The following is a 2,081-nucleotide window of genomic DNA, read 5'->3' as shown; positions in this document are numbered from 1 at the left end:
GGCGGGGGGGCGGGCCCCCCCCCCCCTCTCGCCCCGGGGCGGGCGGGTGCCGTACCTCCGGGCGGCGGCCGGCCCCCCCCCCCCCCCCCCCCACGACCAGTCTGGAGCCGGACCGCACGTGAACGCGCACACGAACCGCAACCGTTGGGCCGTCGTGGCCGCCTCCGCCGCCCTGGCGGCCGCGCTGACGGTCGGGGCGGGCACGCCCGCCCTCGCCACCACCTCCACCGTGTCGGCGACGACGGCGAGCCCGTCCGCGCTGTCGCCGCTCGACCCGGCGGCGCTCCGGGCCGCCCTCGCCCAGCGGCCCGCCGCCGACGTCTCCGCCGGGTTCGTGCGGGTCACCGGCTCCGCCGGGAGGTTCGAGGGCAGCTCGGCGGAGGGCGGGGCGGCCGTGGACCCGCGCGGCCGGTTCCGGATCGGGTCGATCTCGAAGGTCTTCACCGCCACCGTCGTCCTCCAACTCGCCGCCGAGGGCCGGATCGACCTCGACGGCAGCGTCCGGCGGTACCTCCCGGACCTCCCCGCCCAGTTCGGGGCGGTCACGGTCGGGCAGCTGCTCAACCACACCAGCGGACTGCCCACCGGCGACAACACGTACTGGGGCGACGGCACCACCGGCTGGTTCGCCGAGCACCGGCTCGACGCGCCCACCCCCGAGGAGATCGTCGCCTCGACGGCCGGGCAGTCGTTGGCCTTCGACCCCGGCACCGCCCAGCAGTACAACGGCATGAACACCTTCGTCGCCGGGCTGGTCGTCGAGAAGGTCACCGGCCACCGCTACACCGACGAGCTGCGCCGTCGGATCATCGGCCCGCTCGGCCTGCACGACACCTCCCTCCCGGACGCCGACGACCCGGCGCTGCGGCGCCCCGCGACCCGCCCGTACCTGACCGTCCCCGACTCCGACGGCGGCTCGCACCGCGTGGACGTCACCGAGCAGAGCCCGTGGCCCTGGGCCGAGGGCGGCATGATCTCCAGCGCCCCCGACCTGGACCGCTTCATGACCGCCCTGTTCCGGGGCCGCCTCCTTCCGCCGGCCCAGCAGGAGGAGCTGTTCACCGTCCCGGAGGTGCCCGTCGCCCCGGGCAACCGCTACTGCCCGGACGACACGGCGTGCCTGAGCATGGGCCTCGTGCGCCTCGCCTCCGGCGGCGTCGTGGCCTGGGGCAAGACCGGCTCCCGGCCCGGTTCCACCAGCGGCGTCTTCGCCACCCGCGACCTCTCCCGCACGGTCGTGTACTCGGTCGACCCGACCACGCTGAAGGGCACCGAGACCCCGTACGCCCTCGGGCTGCTGAAGTCCGCCTTCGGGTTGGGGTCCATCAGCTGACGGCCCGTCTCCGACCTTGGGCGGACGGCTGGCTGGCTCGCGCGGGGGAGGGGGACGGGCCGAGCGGTGGACGTGCGGCGGGGGCGGTGTCCGGGAGCGTGGACGCATGCTGAAGACCATCCCGGTGGGCGACACCGAGCGCCCCGTTCCCCGGTGGGCCCTGCGGCTCGCCAAGGCCCTCCCGTTCATCGTGCTGCCGCACTGCCTGTGGCGGCTGCCGTTCGCGTTCGACTTCCGGATGGGCACCGTCGACCCGCAGGCCCCGGCCTACGTCTGGTGGGCCGCCCCGTACGTGATCGGTCTGAGCGTGCTCACCGAGGCGCTGACGCTCCTGACCCTGGGGCTGGTCAGCGGTTGGGGCGAGGTGTTCCCGCGCTGGGTGCCCGTGCTGCGGGGCCGCCGGGTGCCGCCGCTCGCGGCGGTCGTCCCGGCGGTGCTCGGCGGGCTGGTCCTGGCGGCCCTGTTCGACGGGATGCCGCTCGGCTGGCTGGGGGTGTTCGAGGAGGTCGGCTACAGCAACGGCTGGTGGCTGCTCCTGGGGCGGGTCTGCACCTCGACGGCGATGTTCTGGGGCCCGATCACCCTCGCCCTGGCCTGGGCCTACCACCGCCGCCGTCGCCCCGCCGCCGCTCCGGCCCGTTGACGCCCGGCCGCGGGCGGGCCGCCGTGGGCGGGGAGTCGGCCCCGCCCGCGTACCGCGCGTCCGCGGCGGGGGGGGCAGTGGGGGGGGGGGTTCTCGGCGCCGGCG

The 2,081-nt window shown here is 76.5% G+C and carries 2 protein-coding genes; both read left to right on the top strand.

What is annotated here, in order from left to right; all coding sequences use genetic code 11:
* The first annotated feature begins 118 nt into the window (after positions 1–118).
* Positions 119–1,333, top strand: coding sequence for a serine hydrolase domain-containing protein (locus ACFRQN_RS40635; RefSeq protein ID WP_380745664.1), 1,215 nt, complete (start codon positions 119–121; stop codon positions 1,331–1,333).
* A 106-nt stretch (positions 1,334–1,439) separates the two neighbouring features.
* A complete protein-coding gene (locus ACFRQN_RS40630) occupies positions 1,440–1,976 on the top strand; it encodes a hypothetical protein (RefSeq protein ID WP_049651396.1) in 537 nt (178 codons plus the stop codon).
* Positions 1,977–2,081: the final 105 nt, after the last annotated feature.

This window comes from Kitasatospora sp. NPDC056800 (assembly GCF_042789775.1).
Taxonomy (GTDB): domain Bacteria; phylum Actinomycetota; class Actinomycetes; order Streptomycetales; family Streptomycetaceae; genus Kitasatospora.
The sequence above is the reverse complement of the archived record's forward strand: the minus strand, read 5'-3'. Positions and strand labels throughout refer to the sequence as shown.

What these genes read in the sequence shown, in the direction of transcription:
- ACFRQN_RS40630 (WP_049651396.1), top strand. Translation starts at nt 1,440, where the DNA reads ATGCTGAAGACCATCCCGGTGGGCGACACCGAGCGCCCCGTTCCCCGG.